The organism is Roseateles chitinivorans, assembly GCF_002761755.1.
In the GTDB taxonomy this organism is placed as follows: Bacteria; Pseudomonadota; Gammaproteobacteria; order Burkholderiales; family Burkholderiaceae_C; genus Roseateles; species Roseateles chitinivorans.
The window spans coordinates 17,899-32,881 of sequence record NZ_PEOG01000006.1; the positions used below are offsets into that span (position 1 = coordinate 17,899).

The following is a 14,983-nucleotide window of genomic DNA, read 5'->3' on the forward strand; positions in this document are numbered from 1 at the left end:
TTGCCAAAGGCCCGCCATTTGAAGATCGTCCCGTTCGATCCGGACCGCACGTCCGCATCGCCGCCGTCCGAGCCGGACTGGGCGGCGCTGATGCGTCGCGTCGCCGAACAGCACGATCGGGAGGCCTTCGGCCGGCTGTTCTCGCATTTCGCGCCCCGGCTCAAGAGCTACCTGATCCGCACCGGCAGCACCGACGCCGCCGCCGAGGAACTGGCGCAGGACACGCTGGTGATGGTGTGGCGCAAGGCGGCGATGTTCGATCCGGCGCAGGCGGCGGTGTCGACCTGGATCTTCACCATCGGCCGCCGTTTGCGCATCGATGCCGCGCGGCGGCATCTGCTCGACGGTGCCGGCGACGAGTGTTTCGAGTTCGACCGCCTGCAAGCCGACCAGCCCGACGTGGCCGACCACGCCGATGCGGCGCGCCAGGGCCAGCGGATCCGTGACGCGTTGTCCCGGTTGCCGCCGGAGCAGGCGCAGGTGCTGCGGCTGTCCTTCTACGAGGACGAGCCGCATGCGCGGATCGCCTCGGAGCTCGGATTGCCGCTGGGCACGGTGAAGTCGCGGATCCGGCTGGCGGTGGCGCATCTGCGCCGGCTGCTGGATCCCTGAGCCGGCCGCGGTCCTCCATGCACCTGAATCGACCCCTCCAACGGCTCTGCCATCGACCTCACCATCACCCTCTCCCGCCCTTCTCCTCCTGACCGTCCGACCATGCGCCCGCCCGACATCCACCATCACCCCGCCGACGAGCTGCTGCTGTCGCTGGCCGCGGGCGCGCTGCCCACGGGCATCCGGCTGGTGACGGAAATCCATCTGGAGCTGTGCGCCGCCTGCCGCGAGCGGGTGGCGATGCTGCGGGCGGTCGGCGGGGCGCTGATCGAGGAGGAAACGGCCGCGCCGATGCGCGACGACGCGCTGGCGCAGGCGTTCGCCCGGATCGACGCGATCGAGGCGGCTGCAGGCGCGGTGGGGACGGCCGTTCCCCGCAAGGTGCCGGCCCCGCCACCGCTGCCGACTGGCGCGGTGTGGCCGAGGGCGCTGGCCGACTGCAGTGCGACCCGCTGGCGCTGGATCGGACCGGGCATGCGCTGGAGCAAGGTCAGCGTGCCCGGCGCGCCGCAGGCCAATGTCTTCCTGCTGCGCATCGGCCCGGGCAAGTACCTGCCGCCGCACACCCACCGCGGGACCGAGCTGACGCAGGTCATCTACGGCCGGTTCCACGACGGGCGCGCCCTGTTCGGCCCCGGCGACTTCGACCTGGCCGACGGCGAGGTCCACCATCAGCCGGTGGTGCAGGAAGGCAGCGAATGCATCTGCGTGGCCGCCGTCGACGGCCGGCTGCACTTCGACGGATTCATCGCCCGATGGTTCGGGTCGCTCGTCGGGATGTGAGCGCGGCCGTCACGAGCGCGGCGACGCCGGACGACACGCCGCTGATGACGGTGCCCCACGCCAGGTCGATGACGGTGATGAGCCAGGGCCAGTCGCGCAGCGTGGCCTGGTTGGTGAAGTCGTAGGTCGCGTAGGCCAGGAAGCCGAAGCAGGCGCCCTGCGCGAACGCGAGCCGCGATCGGCCCCGACGCAGCGCGGGCGCGACCGCGAAGAACACCAGTCCGGCCACGTACAGCGGATAGAAGACCGCCACTGCCCGCCAGTCGACGGTCGCTGCCATCAGGTGACCGATGGCCGGCTGGTAGACGCGCCCGGCCATGGTGCCGAGCCAGGCGGCGTCCATGGCCAGGAACACCACCAGCGTCGCGAGGTAGGCCAGCGGCCAGCGCCAGGCGGGCGCGTGAGTGGGCAAATGGCGGGGTGTCGTGGTCGAAGCGGTCATCGCGATCTCCTGGGGGTTCGATTCATCGCAGCCGATAGGTCAGCATCCGTCCGCCCTTCACCACCGCATCGAGCCCGACCCAGCGGCCATCGGACCGGGCTCGCCACAGCGTCAGCTGCTGACGTTCCGCGGGCTTGCCCGCGACGACAGGGGGCGTGGCGGTGAGGCGCCAGCGCATCGCCTCGAGCTCGCGGCCGGCGACGGTGATCGACGCGTCGGGCAGGCGCTCGATGCGGACCTCGTCGACCTCGCCGGTCTGCGGATTCAGCAGGCGCTGCTGCCGCACCAGCGCAGGATGCCAGTAGGCGTAGCTCATCAGGCAATCGGACCCGCCCGTCCCGGCGGTGGATGCAGCCGGCGATGTCGATCCCGATGCGGCAGGCGGTGCCGACGGCGACGTGAGCGTGGATGGCGCTGGCGATGCGGTCGACGGCACTCGCGGCCCGAAGCTCTTGTCGACGTCGATCGGCTTGCCGTCGTCGTCGGTGCGGCTCTGGAGTCCCTGCAGGCAATCGCCGCGCCAGCGCTCCCGGGCCTCGTGGCGGTAGCGGAAGACGGTCAGGCCCAGGAGCTTCACATCGAAGCGGGCGACGCTGCGCACGGTGCGGGCATCCGGCTCGCCAGCGACCTCGAAGCGATGGCTGCCGATGGGCTTGCCATCGAGGCGGACCTCGAAGTCCCAGCTCCCGCCCGCGACCGCGACCGCTTCGGCGGTCCGCGGCTCAGGCGTCGCCTCGGCGCCCGGTGTTGCCGCGCCGACCGAGGCGCCGCTGATCGAGCCGACCGCGACGATGATGGCGCGCAAGCCGACCCGGGGCAGGAACGCTCGGGCGGCCTTCATCGCGTCCCGTCCCGTTTGGGCGGCCACGGGATGAAGGCGCTGGTGCGGGCGATGTAGTCGCGATAGGCGGGACGCCGCTGGCCGATGTCCTGCTCGAGCAGCGTGATGCCGCTCACCTTGAGCAGCAGCACCGTCATCAGCACCGGCGAGGCCAGGCACCAAGCCACCGCCACGCCGCCCGCCGACACCGCCATCAGGCCCAGCCCCCACCACACGCAGCATTCGCCGAAGTAGTTGGGATGACGCGAGTAGCGCCACAGTCCGGTATCGAGCACCCGGTCGCGGTGCCCCGGCGCGCGGCGGAATCGCGTCAGTTGCGCGTCGGCGATCGTCTCGATGAGCAGGCCGCCCACCGCGATCGCGGCGCCAAGGGTGTCCCAGGCCGTCCACGCCGACCGCCCGCCGCCGCTGGCCGCGAGCTGCGGCCAGGACACGACCCAGCCGAGCGCCGCTTGCAGCAGGAACACCAGCCACAGGCTCTTGAGCCCGAAGCCCGGCTGGTTGCGCGCACGGATCGCCTGGTAGCGGGGATCCTCGCCATGGCCCCAGTTGCGCGTGGTCACGTGGACGCCGAGCCGCAGCGCCCAGGCGAGCGTGATCGAGAGCATCACCCAGGCCCGCGCGTCCCCGCCGAGGCTGACGACATAGAAGGCCGACGGCGCGGCGATGAAGGCCGACCACACGCGGTCGGCCAGGCTCGCATCGCGCCGCGCGAGGCTGACCAGCCAGGTCGGCAGCGCGATGGCCACGGCGATCGAGAGGCCGATGGCGGCTGCGACGGCGAGCGCGACACCGGAAGGCGCCATGTCGATGCCCACCATCAGCGCCGCGGCGCGAAGAGATAGTGGCTGACCCACCACTGCTGCCCGTGGTCGTAGGCGAACAGCTCCTCGACGGAGAGCAGGAAGAGCCGCCAGCGCTGCCACCACATGGGCGCGTCGTCGGGACCGTAGACCCGGTCGAAGACCGGCATCAGCTCGGCGCGGTGCGCGTCCAGCCGTTCCAGCCAGGCCGCCGCGGTGCGCGCATAGTGGCGGCCGTCCCAGCGCCAGCGCTGCAGCAGCGCCAGGTCGTCCTGGCAGAGCAAGGCCAGGTCGTCGCTGGGCATCATCCCGCCGGAGAAGAAGTGGCGGCTCATCCAATCGGTGGCATCGCGGACCTCGAAGGCATACGGTGCCTCGCGATGCGCGAAGACATGCAGGAAGAACCGGCCATCGTCCCGCAGCCAGTTCGACACCTTGCGGAAGGCGCGCGGCCAGTTGCGCAGATGCTCGAACATCTCGACCGACACGATCCGATCGAAGCGCCGGTCGAGCTGGCCGTCATCGCCCCAGGACGAGAAGTCGGCGGTGCGCACCTGCAGGTTGCGCAGGCCGAGCCGAAGCGCCTGCGCTTCGATGAAGGCGCGTTGCGAGGCCGAGTTCGACACCGCCAGGATCTCCGACGCCGGCAGGTGCTCGGCCATCCACAGGCTCAGCGATCCCCAGCCGCAGCCGAGTTCCAGGATGGTCTGCCCATCGGCCAGTCCGGCGCGCGCCGCGGTCTCGGCCAGCGCCGCCTCCTCGGCCGCCGCCAGGTTGTCGACGCCTTCGGGCCACCAGCAGCAGCTGTACTTGCGCCGCGGGCCCAGCATCGCCTCGAACAGCGCCGGCGGCAGCTCGTAGTGCTGCGCGTTGGCCTGCTCGGGGAGGACGGCCAGCGGCGCGGCACGCAGCCCGGCCAGGAACTCCTGCGTCAGCGCGGCGGCCGCCTCGGGGTCCTGGTGATGGGCCTCGTCGAGCCGCAGGCGCAGCAGGCGCCGGATGCCCAGCCGCACCGCGGCCTCGGGCAGCAAGCCGCGCTCGGCGAGCCGCACGGCGATCGAGGAAATTGCAAGCGCCATGGCATGCCCTTCGAAGAATGACTTGCCGCTTGTACGCGGGGGGCGGCGACTTGGATCTCCACCCACACCAGCCACCTCCGGGGACCATCCTCACCCCTGCCCTCGGCCCACAACCCCCGGGGTCCCACCCCGCACATCGCCTGAGCCGCGGACGCGGCGGCGGCCTCAGCCCGCCATCACCCGCCCCTTGCCGCCGCGCTTGCCACGCAGCATCTCGTGGTCCGCGCGCTCGATGAGTTCCTGCGCGCCGGCCGTGTCGTCGGGCAAGAACACCGCGACGCCCACGGTCGCCCCGACCGCGACGGTCGCGCCCGAACTGAGGGTGACCGGCTCGCCGATCGCGTCGATCACGCGCGCCAGCACCGGCCGCCAGTCGTCGCCGTCCATGCAGGTCAGCACCAGCACGAACTCGTCCCCGCCCAGGCGCGCCGCGGTGTCCAGCGGCCGGATGTGGGCCAGCAGCCGCGTCGCCACCGTCAGCAGCAACTGGTCGCCGGCGTCGTGCCCGTGCTCGTCGTTGACGGCCTTGAAGCCGTCCAGGTCCAGGTAGCAGATCGCCACCCGCTTGCGTTCCCGCCGCGCCACCGCCAGCGCCTGCTCGATCCGGTCGTGCAGCAGCACGCGGTTGGGCAGCTGCGTCAGCGCGTCATGGAAGGCCGCGTGCGCCAGGTGCTCGTGCGCCGCCTTCATCGGCGTGATGTCCACCGCCATCGCGAAGATCTCGGTCTCCGACAGCGGCGCCGCGCCGAAGTCCACCCACACCGCCTCGCCGCCCTTGCTGCGCATCCGCAGCTGCGACCGGTAGTGGCCGTGCTCCTCCAGCGCCGAATACACCTGCCGCCCGACCTCCTCGTACTGCGCGTCGTCCCAGTAGAGCACCCGCGCTGGCGCGCCCTGCAGTTCGCCGGGTCCGTAGCCGAGGATGCGTTCCACCGCGCGGTTGCGCCAGGTGATCGTGCGGCGCTCGATCTTGGCCATGCCGACCAGGTCGCTGTCGAGCATCGCCGCCTGCTCGCGCTGCAAGCGCCGCGCCTGGGTGACGTCGCGCCCGGACGAGAACACGAACAGCTCGCCGCGGATCTCGGTGACGCTGAGCTGCAACTCGACGTCGATCACCTGGCCGTCATCGCGGCGGTGCTGCACGTCGACGCGCTGCCGGTCGCCCGCCTTGATCTTGGCAAGCCAGGCGTTGATCGCCGCCTCGTCCTGGTTGACGTCCCAACTCCCGACATGGCGTCCCATCAGCGCGGCGCGGGTGGACTTCAGCATCTCGGCGAAGGAGTCGCTCATCTCCACCAGCCGACCGCGTCCGTCGACGATATGGATCCCATCCGCAGAGACGCGCATCAGCGCCTGGATGCGCTTGCCCTGCTCGGCCAGCGCCGTCATGGCCTCGTCCTCGCGGCGGTTGGCGCGCCGCACATGCCAGGTGGCGAGCGTCACCAGCAGCCAGGCCAGCGCCGCCAGCGACGCCACGGTCCAGGCCTGCTCGCGCCAGGGGGTGAAGAATCGCTCGTTGTTCACGCCGGCGTAGACGACGAAGGGCCAATGGTCGAGCGCGCGGTAGGCGCTGGTGCGGTTCTGGCCGTCGATGCTGACCGTCGAGACCACGCTGCCCTGGCGCGGATTGGCCGCCAGCATCTCGCGCATCCGCGATGAGACCTGCGTGTCGCCGACCTCGCCCTGCACCGGACTGCCCGGCGCGATGCGCGCGACCAGCCGCAGGTCATCGCGGCGCAGCGTCATCGCGTCCAGCGGCGCCAGCTCGTAGCGCTCGAACAGGTGGCGGAAATGGTCGACGCCGACGCTCACGTAAAGCACGCCCGCGAAGCGGCCGCGCACGATGAGCGGCCGCACGAACGCCACGACCCAGTTCCCCGATACCCGCGAGACCAGCGGGCCGGTCACCAGCGTCGCGGGCTCGGCGAGTCCGCGCGCCTGGATGAAGTAATCGCGATCGTCGACGCGGGTCGGCGCGCCGGCGGGCAGGCGCGTGCCCCAGCGGACCTGGCCGCTGGCGTCGGCGGCCCGGAAGGCCTCGATCCCGTGCAGCAGGCCGAAGCGCGCATGCAGCACCTCGTTGAGCACCGCGTCGGAGGCGCCGCCGGGCGCGGCTGCCATCAGCCGCTCGAGTTCGCCGCCGGTGGCGCGCAGCACCGCGTCCACGCGGCCGATCTCGGCCTCGACATTGAGCTGGGCCACGGCGGCCAGGCCTTCGGCGACGTCCCGCGCCTGCCTCGCATAAGCGCGATGCGAGGTCTCCAGCACATGCCAGACCAGCGCCGCGAGCACCAGCGCGACGGTCAGGTTCGCGCCGACGAGCCAGGCCGTCATGCGGCGGCGGCGCCTGGCGGCACCGTCGACGAGGAGTTGGGGATCGGTCAGCGGCATGGCTTGCGAAGCATCGGCTTCGGCGCCGGGCGGGCTTGCGCCCTGTCCCGGCCGGTCTCCCTGGGTCTGCCGGCCCCGTCGCCGGCATGAAGCCAGTCTACTGAGCGAGGGGGCGGCGATGCGATGCCCGGAAACCCGGGAATGCGGGGGGTGTCACAGCCCCTCCATCGCCCGTTCCTGCGCCTTGTCCTTCAGCGTGCCGCCCTTGGGGGCGAGCAGGTCGCGGGCGTGGGGGATGCCGGAGCCGGCCTGTTCCGGCGGCGGCGGGGCCTTGTAGGCCGGCATCACCGACACCGTGCCGCCCTTGACCTTCTGCTCGGCGCTGCCGCGCGGGCAGGCCTCGTTGGTGTAAAGCACCTGGCCGTCGACCACGCAGCGGCGCACGCCGCCCGACGCACTGCCGCCGGTACCGGCCGGCGCATCGGCCTCGGTGCGGAGCTTCGGCAGCTCGACCTTCCCGGCCTGTCGTTCCACCTCGCGCGTCGCGTCGCGCAGGAACGGGATCTCGTCGCGCTTCTTCCAGCCGATGACGCCCAGCACGGCGACGAGGACGATGAGCAGGACTGCCCGCATGAATGCTTCTCCCTGAAATCGCGCACTGCGGCGCGTCGGTCTTGCCGGTCCACGCTGGACCCGCCTGACGGGCCCGCCTGGGTGGGCCGGCGGCTGCGGATGATATCGACGCCAGGTCCCCGTGGGAGCGACCGTTCGGGCTCGGATGCGCCCGCCGTGGGACGCTCGTCACGCCCACGGGCTGATCCGGCATCGCGCCGATCGCGCACGGCCGTCTGAGGCACACTTCGCCGCCAGCCCTTCGTCCGCACCCGGCCCGCCGGCCCTCGCGCATGACCCGTCCAAACGATTCCACCGCCACGGCCGCTTCCCCCCCGGACCGCCCGGCACCCGTCGGCTTCTGGGAAGCCTTCCGCTTCTGGCTGAAGCTGGGCTTCATCAGCTTTGGCGGCCCCGCCGGGCAAATCGCGATCATGCATGCCGAGCTGGTCGAGCGCCGCCGCTGGATCAGCGAGCGGCGCTTCCTGCATGCGCTCAACTACTGCATGCTGCTGCCCGGCCCCGAGGCCCAGCAGCTCGCCACCTACATCGGCTGGCTGATGCACCGCAGCTGGGGCGGCATCGTCGCGGGCGGCCTCTTCGTGCTGCCGTCGCTGTTCATCCTCATCGCGCTGTCGTGGATCTATGTCGCCTTCGGCACGCTGCCGGCCGTCGCGGGGATCTTCTACGGCATCAAGCCCGCGGTCACCGCGCTCGTGCTGCACGCGGCCCACCGCATCGGCCGCCGGGTGCTGCGCAATGGCTGGCTCTGGAGCATCGCGGTCGCCGCGCTGGTGGCGATCCTTCTCGACCTGCCCTTCCCGCTGATCGTGCTGGGCGCGGGCCTGGCCGGCGCACTCGGCGCCCGGTTCGCGCCGCAGGTCTTCTCGAGCGGCCCCGCGCATGCCGCCGCGCAGGCCGGCTACGGCCCGGCGCTGATCGACGACGACACGCCGACGCCCCCGCATGCCGCCTTCACCCGCGGCCGCCTCGCCCGCGTGCTGATCGTGGGCCTGGGGCTGTGGCTCGCCGCGATGGGCGCCTTGGTGGCCGTGTACGGGCTGGAGGGCGCGTTCACGCAGATGGGCCTGTTCTTCACGAAGGCCGCGTTGATGACCTTCGGCGGCGCCTATGCGGTGCTGCCCTACGTCGTGCAAGGCGCCGTCGAACACCACCACTGGGCCACCGGTCCGCAGATGATCGATGGCCTCGCGCTGGGCGAGACCACGCCGGGGCCGCTGATCATGGTGGTTGCCTTCGTCGGCTTCGTCGGCGGATGGAAGGAGCAGGTCTTCGGACCGGACGCACTGTTCGCCGCCGGCGCCACGGCGGCGGCCGTGGTCACCTTCTTCACCTTCCTGCCCTCCTTCATCCTCGTGCTGGCCGGAGGCCCGGTGATCGAGGCGACCCACGGCGACCTGCGCCTCACCGCGCCACTGACCGCGATCACCGCGGCGGTGGTCGGCGTGATCGTCAACCTGGCGCTGTTCTTCGCCGGCCATGTGTTCTGGCCGCAGGGGCTGGGCGGTCCGTTCGATGCCATGTCGGCGCTGATCGCCGCGGGCGCGGCGATCGCGCTGTTCCGCTTCAAGTGGGGCGTGATCCCGTTGCTCGGTGCCTGCGCGGCGGTCGGGCTGGCGTGGACCTTGGCGGCAGGCGCATGAACCCGCCCACAGGCACGGCGTCCGAGCCGTCGGGCTCGCCCGCGGACCGCGAGCCAGCCTGGCGGACCTGGCTGGCTCGCACGCTGGCTCGCGTCGATCGCCGGTATCGCGTGCCGGAACTGCCCAGCTCGCTGACGCTGACCCACGACGAGCCGCCCGCCGTCGCGCTGGCCGTGGCGATCGAGGAGGCGCGCACGGCGCTCGTTGCAGGCCGGGAGCCCGGCGAGAGGGCGAAGAGCCTGTTTCTTGAGGCGTTGGCGCGGCTGATCGGTGAAGCGCTACGGACCGACGGCGGCGATCCGGCGTTCGCCGCGATGGTGCTGCGCCACCGGTCGCCCCGGGTGCGCGAGCACGCCTCCCTCAGCGCCCACGCCGAGCGCGACCGACGCCAGCTGCGGGCGACCGCCAACGCCCTCGCCCACCCGGCCAAGGCGCAGCGCCTGCCGCCGGGCGCAATGCGCGACGCGCTCGTTGCCCTGCATGACGCGGCCACCGCCGGCGACTGGTCGCGGTTGGCCGACGCCGCTGAGCGCTTGCACCCGCTGCATGAGTCCCCCGAGCTGCCTGACGCCGCGCGGCGTCTGCGCGACGACGGCGCCCTGGCCCGGCTCCGCCGTCTGGACGAGTTGGCGTCGGATCCCGAGGTGATCCGCTACCGTGCGCTGTGGGATCGGCAAGGGCCGTCGGCGGGCAGCGCGCAGGCGGTGGCTTCGGGCGCCGGCGCCCAGCAGCGCGGCGACGCGGTGGAGGGCCTCGCGACCGAGGCGCTGCAGGCGCTGGTCGACCGGATGAACGCCGGCGCAGCCAGCGAGATGGACGCGACCAGCGCTGCGGTCGACGCTGCGGTCAGCGGGAATGCTGGCGAGCGCGCGAGCTATCGGGTCGTCACCTCGTTGCGGGTTCCGGCCGCCTTCCCGGGCGATCCACAACGGGCCAAGAGCGAATGGGACGTGGCGCTGCTGCGCCGCCACGACGCCGACACCTGGGACCTGCTGCTGCTGGTCGAAGCAAAAGCCTCGGCCGATGCCGCGACCACCGACCTGCCCCGCCTGCTGCGCGGCCTGCGGCTGCTCGCGCAGGCGGACCCGCGCGCCACCTATGCCTTCGCATCGCATCAGGGCGAGATCCCCTTGCGGGGCGCCTCGCTGCGCGCGCTGCCGACCGAGGAAGCGGAGCTGGCCCGCGCGGTGCTCTATTGCAGCGATGCGCCGGCCGAGCAGGCGCCGAGGCTGCTCAGCGCCGCGAGCCGCATGCAGCTGCTGTCGGCGCCGGCGAGCCTGGACTTCGCCGACCAGCTCGAGCGCGGCCTCGCGGTCGAGTCACGGCAGCTCGAGCCGGTCTGGGACCAGCTGCTGACGGCGCCCGCCTTCGCGCCGGTGCTGCGCCAGCATGCGACGCTGCGGACGGTGCGCGAGCTCATGGTCCACCCGAGCGACCTGATGGCGGCGGTCCGCGCCGCCCCCGCCCCGACCTAGTTCGCCGACGAGAGCGCAGCCCTCGAACCGCGAAGCAATCCTGCGTTTCCAACCGAGAGAACCCCCGCCGATGCCCCGCGCTTCCCTTCCCTCCTTCGCCAGGCGAGTCTTGTCCCTGTCCCTGTCGACCTGTCTCTCCGGGCTGGCCGGGCTGACCGGCCTGGCCCTGTCATCCCCAGCCGGCGCCCAACCGGTGATGGCGCGCGAGAACCTCAACGCCACGCTGTGGTTCCAGACCGCGGTCGAGCGCCAGGCCGCCACGCTGGCGGTCTATCGGGCCGCGACCGCCCGCCTGGGCGCGGCGCGACGGGCGACGCGCGAGACGGCTTCGCTGGAGCAGGCGGCGCAAGGCGGCTTCTCCCGCAAGCCACCGGCCATCGTGCTGGACGTGGACGAGACCGTGCTCGACAACTCGCCTTACGAGGCTTGGCAGATCCGCGACGGGCATCGCTACGAGGAAAGCACCTGGGCCGCCTGGGTGGCCAGCGCGCAGGCGGCCGCGATTCCCGGCGCGCCCGAGTTCATCGCGCGGGCTCGTGCGAACGGTTTCCGGGTCGTCTTCATCACCAACCGGCGCTGCCCGGCGGACGGCCCCTTCGGCCCGGACGGCTTCCATGCCGCCTGCCCGCAGAAAGCGCAGACGATCGCCAACCTGAGCCGTGTGCTCGGCCACGCGGTCGCGCCCGCCGACGTGATGCTGCGCGGCGAACGCGCGGAATGGGGCGCCTCGGACAAGACGCCGCGGCGCGAGGCCGTCGCGCGCACGCACCGGATCGCGATGCTGGTCGGCGACGACCTCAACGACTTCGTGCCGCGCGCCCGCTACGCCGAGCAGGCGCATGCGGCGCGCTGGGGCACGACCTGGGTGCCGATCCCCAACCCGACCTACGGCTCCTGGGGCGATGCGCTGTCGCTCACCCAGCGCTACGAGGCGCTGAAGCCGTGGAGCGGGCCCGCGGTCGCCGAGCCCGGAGCGGCGTCCTCGGCAGCCTCGGCGGCTTCAGCGGCTTCCGCCGCTTCGGCTCAATAGCCGGCGGCCAGCCCGGTGTTGCGGCGCGGATCGTTGGCGCCGTAGAAGCGGTTGTTGCCCACCGGCTTGCCGGTCAGCGAGGGCGCGCCGATGATGATCGCCGCCAGGTGATTCGCCGGATGCGGCGCGCCCAGCTTGTGGCCCATGCCTTCGAGGATCCGGCGCGTGTCCGGCGACAGCGCATAGGGCTCGACATTCGTCAGGTCCGGCATCCACTGGTGATGGAAGCGCGGCGCATCCACCGCCTCCTGCACGGTCATGTCGAAGTCGATCGCATTGATCATCGTCTGCAGCACCGCCGTGATGATGCGGCTGCCCCCCGGCGTGCCCACCACCATCACCGGCTTGCCATCCTTGGTCACGATCGTCGGGCTCATCGACGACAGCGGCCGCTTGCCCGGGGCGATCGCATTGGCCTCGCCCTGCACCAGCCCGTACATGTTGGGCACGCCCACCTTGGAGGTGAAGTCGTCCATCTCGTTGTTCAGCAGCACGCCGGTCTTCGCGGCAGTGACCTTGGCGCCGAACCAGTCGTTCAGCGTATAGGTCACCGACACCGCGTTGCCCCATTTGTCGGCGATCGAGTAATGGGTGGTGTTGCTGCCTTCATGCGGCGGCACGCCCGGCTTCAGGTCCTTGGACACGCCGGCCTTGGTCGGATCGATCGCGGCGCGGATCTTGGCCGCGTAGTCCTTGTCCAGCAGCCGTTGCAGCGGGTTCTTCACGAAGTCGGGATCGCCCAGGGTGCTGTTGCGATCGACGTAGGCATGCCGCATCGCCTCGATCTGGTAGTGCACGCCCTGCGCCGAGCCCCAGCCGAGCTGGCGCAGCGGATAGCCCTCGAGGATGTTGAGCATCTCGCAGATGATCACGCCGCCTGAACTGGGCGGCGGAGCGGAGACCACGTGGTAGCCGCGGTAGTCGCACTCGACCGGCGCCAGCTCGCGGGTCTGGTACTGGTCCAGGTCGGCCTGCGTCAGGATGCCCTTGCCAGCCTGGCTCGACTCGACCAGCGCCTTCGCCACCCAACCCTTGTAGAAGCCCTCCGTGCCCTTGGCGCCGATCTCGCGCAGCGTGCGGGCCAGGTCCTTCTGCACCAGCCGGTCGCCGGGCTGGAAGGCCTTGCCCTTGTTCAGGAAGATCGCCGCGGACGCGGGGTCGGCCTCGAAGTCCTTGGTGGCCGTCTGGAACATGTCGACGTCGCCCTGGTCGAGCGCGAAGCCGCGGTCCGCCAGCGCGACCGCCGGCGCGATCAGCGTCTGGCGCTTCATCGTCCCGTACTTCTCGCGCGCGTACTCGAGCCCCGACACCGTGCCCGGCACGCCCACCGCCAGGTGGCCGTGGGTGCTCAGGCCCTTGACGACGTTGCCGTCCTTGTCCAGGTACATGTTGGCCGTGGCGGCCAGCGGCGCCTTCTCGCGGAAGTCCAGGAAGGTCTTGCGACCGTCGGCCAGCTGGATGGTCATGAAACCGCCGCCGCCCAGGTTGCCCGCGGCCGGGTACACCACCGCGAGCGCATAGCCCACCGCCACCGCGGCATCGACGGCATTGCCGCCGTCCTTGAGCACGTCGACGCCGACGCGCGTGGCCAGATGCTGGGCCGTCACCACCATCCCGTTGGGCGCGGCCACCGGCGCGACAGACGCGGCGAACGAGGGCGCGACCGGCGCGAACGCGAGCGACGCGGTCGCCGCCGCGGCGCAGACAAGCAAACGGAAAGTCTTCATGAACCTGATTCCTCAACAGATGCGACCGCGCGATTCGACACCGGCCCCGGCATCGCCCGCAATCCCACGAGGCGTCAGATCGTTACTGGAGAGGGTCTTTCAGCGCGTCGGGCACCGGCAGTGCGACGATGTCGATGCCTTCGTCCGCCAGTTCGCGCGCCTCGTCGGGCGTGGCACGACCGCGGATGCCGCGCTCCTGGGCCTCGCCGTAATGGATGCGGCGCGCCTCGGTGGCGAAGCGGTCGCCGACGTCCTCGGTGTTCGCCATCAGCGTGCGCACCGCCTGGATCACCTGCTTCTGCAGCTCCACGGCGATCACCGGCGCGCCCGGCGGCAGCGCCGACGCGGCGGGCACGGGGACTGGCGACGTGGGCGCACGCGGCTGGGACGGTGCCGGCTCGGCCGCGGCGGAAAGGTTCAGCCGCGGGGCACTCGGCATCCGGCGCACATTGGCGCTGTTGCACAGCGGGCAGCTCAGCAGGCCTCGCTGCTGCTGCGATTCGAAGTCGGTGGCCGACGCGAACCAGCCTTCGAAGGAATGGCCGGTGTCGCAGGCCAGGTTCAGGACCAGCATGATGGGCCGATGCTAGCGGCTCGCCGCCTCGGCCGCCGGCATCCAGTCCAAAGGCCATGCGCCGGCACGCCAGCGCTGCAGCCACAGCAGGCAGGTCAAGGTCTTGGCATCGGTGACGCGCCCGTCGAAGACCATGCGGTCCAGCTCGTCCTCGCCGACGGCCAGCAGGTCGAGGAACTCCCCGTCGTCCAGTTGGCGCTCGCCGGCGATCAGGCCGCGCGCGAAGAAGATCTCGATGCGTTCGTCCGAGTAGGCGATCGCGTTGTGCATCACGCCGGCGTAGGCCCACTCGCGCGCGGTGTAGCCGGTCTCCTCGACCAGCTCGCGCATCGCGCAGCGCAGCGGCGACTCCTGCGGATCCAGCTTGCCAGCGGGAAACTCAAGCACCACACGACCCACTGGGTAGCGGTATTGACGCTCGATCAGCACGCGCCCGTCGTCCAGCAGCGGCACGATCACCGCGGCGCCCGGATGGCGGATGTACTCCCGCGTCGCTTCACGGCCGTTGGGCAGCGCGACACGATCGCGCTTCGCATGAAGGAAGTTGCCCCGCAGGATCCAGTCGGAACTCAGCGGGGTCTCTCGCAGATGGGGATCGGCGTCGGCGGCCGGGGGAATGCCGATCACGCCGTCGGCATCGGGGCGAAGGGCCTCAGGCAGCTTCTTCGTCATCGAACTCTCGCACCTTGGACCGCGAGCGGCGCAGGTAGCGCCACACGAAGCCCGGGAAGCCCAGCGTCACGAACAGCGCCAGCGCCGCCGCGTAGAACTCCCAGCCCTGCGGCGAGCGCTGACCCAGCCGGGCCTCGAGCCCGAAGCCGACGGCCAGCGTGGCCAGCGCCAGCAGGAAGAGTTCCAGCAAGCGCCAGCCGGCGGCCTTGGGATCACGGCGCGGCCCGACGAGCAGGACGCGCGAACTGAGATACGGCAGGTTGGCCGCGACCAGCGCGACCACCAGCACCACCCAGACTGAAGCGCCCTGCTCCATCGTCGGGTCCCGCGTTCAGCGC

Annotated in this window: 15 protein-coding genes; 5 read left to right on the forward strand and 10 right to left on the reverse strand. The window is 71.6% G+C overall.

Annotated elements, in window-relative coordinates; all coding sequences use genetic code 11:
- Positions 1–18: 18 nt before the first annotated feature.
- The gene (locus CS062_RS01405; RefSeq protein WP_233217857.1) at positions 19–612 is read left to right on the forward strand and encodes a sigma-70 family RNA polymerase sigma factor; all 594 of its coding nucleotides are present in this window, start codon (positions 19–21) and stop codon (positions 610–612) included.
- 102 nt (positions 613–714) lie between these two features.
- Complete coding sequence (locus tag CS062_RS01410) at positions 715–1,395, forward strand: ChrR family anti-sigma-E factor (protein ID WP_099859694.1); 681 nt, start codon at positions 715–717, stop codon at positions 1,393–1,395.
- Here CS062_RS01410 and CS062_RS01415 read toward each other — a convergent pair.
- The 6 genes from CS062_RS01415 to CS062_RS01440 all read right to left on the reverse strand — a co-directional run bounded on the left by CS062_RS01415 (position 1,358) and on the right by CS062_RS01440 (position 7,524).
- A complete protein-coding gene (locus CS062_RS01415) occupies positions 1,358–1,837 on the reverse strand; it encodes a DUF2177 family protein (RefSeq protein ID WP_099859695.1) in 480 nt (159 codons plus the stop codon). The genes CS062_RS01410 and CS062_RS01415 overlap by 38 nt on opposite strands.
- Before the next feature lie 22 nt (positions 1,838–1,859).
- Positions 1,860–2,678: a DUF6134 family protein gene (locus CS062_RS01420; RefSeq protein WP_099859696.1), complete on the reverse strand. Its 819-nt coding sequence runs from the start codon at positions 2,676–2,678 to the stop codon at positions 1,860–1,862.
- Positions 2,675–3,484, reverse strand: a complete 810-nt coding sequence (locus CS062_RS01425; protein ID WP_099859821.1) for a DUF1295 domain-containing protein — start codon at positions 3,482–3,484, stop codon at positions 2,675–2,677. The genes CS062_RS01420 and CS062_RS01425 overlap by 4 nt, the downstream gene beginning before the upstream one ends.
- Positions 3,485–3,498: 14 nt before the next feature.
- Positions 3,499–4,560 carry an SAM-dependent methyltransferase gene (locus tag CS062_RS01430; protein WP_099859697.1) on the reverse strand — a complete coding sequence of 354 codons (1,062 nt, stop codon included), beginning with the start codon at positions 4,558–4,560 and terminating at the stop codon, positions 3,499–3,501.
- 165 nt (positions 4,561–4,725) lie between these two features.
- Positions 4,726–6,951, reverse strand: a complete 2,226-nt coding sequence (locus tag CS062_RS01435; protein ID WP_099859698.1) for a bifunctional diguanylate cyclase/phosphodiesterase — start codon at positions 6,949–6,951, stop codon at positions 4,726–4,728.
- A 153-nt stretch (positions 6,952–7,104) separates the two neighbouring features.
- On the reverse strand, positions 7,105–7,524 hold the full coding sequence (locus CS062_RS01440) for a hypothetical protein (protein ID WP_099859699.1): 420 nt from the start codon (positions 7,522–7,524) through the stop codon (positions 7,105–7,107).
- A gap of 272 nt (positions 7,525–7,796) precedes the next feature.
- On the opposite strand from CS062_RS01440, the gene chrA reads away from it, so the two are divergent.
- From chrA to CS062_RS01460, 3 genes are all read left to right on the forward strand, one after another.
- Positions 7,797–9,167 (forward strand): chromate efflux transporter, encoded by a 1,371-nt coding sequence (chrA, locus tag CS062_RS01445; RefSeq protein ID WP_099859700.1) that lies wholly within the window; start codon positions 7,797–7,799, stop codon positions 9,165–9,167.
- Complete coding sequence (locus CS062_RS26070; RefSeq protein WP_158238636.1) at positions 9,164–10,642, forward strand: 3-deoxy-D-arabino-heptulosonate 7-phosphate synthase; 1,479 nt, start codon at positions 9,164–9,166, stop codon at positions 10,640–10,642. The genes chrA and CS062_RS26070 overlap by 4 nt, the downstream gene beginning before the upstream one ends.
- 109 nt (positions 10,643–10,751) lie before the next feature.
- Positions 10,752–11,672: an HAD family acid phosphatase gene (locus tag CS062_RS01460; protein ID WP_158238637.1), complete on the forward strand. Its 921-nt coding sequence runs from the start codon at positions 10,752–10,754 to the stop codon at positions 11,670–11,672.
- On the opposite strand, the gene ggt is transcribed toward CS062_RS01460, so the two are convergent.
- The 4 genes from ggt to CS062_RS01480 all read right to left on the reverse strand — a co-directional run bounded on the left by ggt (position 11,666) and on the right by CS062_RS01480 (position 14,961).
- Entirely contained in the window at positions 11,666–13,285 is a 1,620-nt protein-coding gene (gene ggt / locus CS062_RS01465; RefSeq protein WP_233217867.1) for a gamma-glutamyltransferase, read from the reverse strand. The genes CS062_RS01460 and ggt overlap by 7 nt on opposite strands.
- A 196-nt stretch (positions 13,286–13,481) precedes the next feature.
- Positions 13,482–13,973 carry a DUF1178 family protein gene (locus tag CS062_RS01470; protein ID WP_099859705.1) on the reverse strand — a complete coding sequence of 164 codons (492 nt, stop codon included), beginning with the start codon at positions 13,971–13,973 and terminating at the stop codon, positions 13,482–13,484.
- Positions 13,974–13,985: 12 nt separating this feature from the next.
- Positions 13,986–14,645: an NUDIX domain-containing protein gene (locus CS062_RS01475; RefSeq protein WP_099859706.1), complete on the reverse strand. Its 660-nt coding sequence runs from the start codon at positions 14,643–14,645 to the stop codon at positions 13,986–13,988.
- Positions 14,626–14,961 (reverse strand): DUF2818 family protein, encoded by a 336-nt coding sequence (locus tag CS062_RS01480; RefSeq protein WP_099859707.1) that lies wholly within the window; start codon positions 14,959–14,961, stop codon positions 14,626–14,628. Before CS062_RS01480 ends, CS062_RS01475 begins: the two co-directional genes overlap by 20 nt.
- Positions 14,962–14,983 lie beyond the last annotated feature (22 nt).